Consider the following 1,606-nt stretch of genomic DNA (forward strand, 5'->3'; position numbering starts at 1 on the left):
CTTGAGGCTGAAAAGCGGGCGCAACTGACACGGATCGGTCGTGGCGCGGGCAAGGCCGAATTCCACCTCCTGCATCGTATGATCGGTGCGGTGAAGCTGCAGCCTGACCCGCCGCGCGCCGTGGCCGCGTTCGGTCAGCCGGTCGCAGAGGGGCGGCAGCAGCCGGTCGATCCCGGCCATGATATCCTCGGGCAGGCCGATCGGGTCGGGGAAGGTCAGCCGGACGGCAAAATGCAAAGGCGGTCGGGCGGGAGAGACCGGTTCCTGCGCCACCCCCAAAGCCTGATCCAGGCGGCAGACCAGATCGCGCCCGAAACGCCGGGCCAGGGGCGCGCGCGGCATGCCAAGGATGTCGCCGACATGACGCAGCCCGAGCCGTGCCAGCCCATGCACCGTCGCCTCGTCGATCCTGAGCGCGGCGAGCGGCAACGGGGCAAGTGTCTGGCGCGTAAGGCCGGGCGGCGCGGTGCGCGCGACCGGGGCGGGTGGGGCGATCGTCACCGGCGCGGCCCCCCCCTTGATCCAGTGACGCTTGGCCGCGCGCGCGCGGGTCGCCCGGGCTTCCTGATCGACCGCGTCGCCGCTGCGGTGGCTGACCCCCGACTTGCCGGAATAGCGCGCGAGCCCCCAGGCCGCGCCGACCGTATCGGCGATGCCCGCCTCGACCGTGAGGCTGAGATCGGCGCAATCCGCCGCCACGGCCTGCAGCACGCCCTCTTCGCCCCCGAAAAGATGGGCGGCCCCGGAAAGGTCGATCACCAGCCCGTCGGGCGCCTCTTCGCCCACCCAGGGGCTGAACTTGCCTGCCCAACGGCGCAGGGCGGTCAGAAAGGCGGTCTCCTCATGAAGATTGCGCTGCCGGGTGACAAGATCGGGGCACATGGCCAGCGCATCGGGCAGCGGCTGCCCAAGGTAAAGGCCCGCCCCCTCGGCCGCGGGGGTAAGCGAAGTCAGGACCTTGCGGTTCCCCTCCTCTCCCGCCACGGCAAAAAGCGCCGGTGGCAACCCGCGCATCCGGCGCAGCAGCCGTTCCGCCCCGAGACGGGGAAACCAGAGCGAGAGTATCCGGCGGCCGGGCATGAGAGTGTGTTCCTGATATGTTCCACTCTATCCCTGCCGCAAGCCAGAGTCGAGTCGCTCAGCCGCAGCGGATCGCGGTGATGCGCCCGTCCAGGCCGATTTCGACATTCAGCCGCTGCAGGCTGAAATCGATCGTGAGCGCATCGCCGGGGCGGATGATCCGGATCGGTTCATCAAAGCCGCTCGGGTCGAAGGCGGTTTCCGGCTGTCCGACAAGATGTTGCAGCCCTTCGGCCGAGCAGCTTGCATCGGGCGGATCGGGCCGGTTGGGGTCATCCTGAACGCAGGCGGCAAGCAGGATGATCGCAAGAAGAATGGCAGAAGCTTTCATCGATATGTCGTTTCCCGAATTGCAATATGGGTCAGTATCGCACAGGGTCGGGCCGAAACAATTTCTAAAGAGGGGGAGATTTCTCATGCGCACACGTGCGGCTGTTGCGGTTCAGGCTGGGAAGCCATTGGAGGTTATGGATGTGAACCTTGCCGGTCCGAAGGCGGGCGAGGTTATGGTTGAGATCAAGGCGAC

The 1,606-nt window shown here is 67.2% G+C and carries 2 protein-coding genes and 1 pseudogene; 1 reads left to right on the forward strand and 2 read right to left on the reverse strand.

Annotation, left to right across the window (positions count from 1 at the left end; translation table 11 throughout):
* Positions 1-1,080, reverse strand: a 1,080-nt coding sequence (locus WBB85_RS17220) for a Y-family DNA polymerase (RefSeq protein ID WP_432639826.1), incomplete at its 3' end; no start/stop codon positions are given.
* A 58-nt stretch (positions 1,081-1,138) separates the two neighbouring features.
* A complete protein-coding gene (locus WBB85_RS17225) occupies positions 1,139-1,411 on the reverse strand; it encodes an I78 family peptidase inhibitor (protein ID WP_432639827.1) in 273 nt (90 codons plus the stop codon).
* Between the two features lie 85 nt (positions 1,412-1,496).
* Here WBB85_RS17225 and WBB85_RS17230 point away from each other — a divergent pair.
* A pseudogene (locus WBB85_RS17230) lies at positions 1,497-1,606 on the forward strand (S-(hydroxymethyl)glutathione dehydrogenase); the annotation flags it as partial.

The sequence above is a fragment of the Albidovulum sp. genome, from assembly GCF_049646345.1.
In the GTDB taxonomy this organism is placed as follows: Bacteria; Pseudomonadota; Alphaproteobacteria; order Rhodobacterales; family Rhodobacteraceae; genus Albidovulum.

Bases quoted from the DNA above. Each gene is read 5' to 3' on its own strand.
- WBB85_RS17225 (WP_432639827.1), bottom strand. From the start codon at position 1,411: ATGAAAGCTTCTGCCATTCTTCTTGCGATCATCCTGCTTGCCGCCTGC.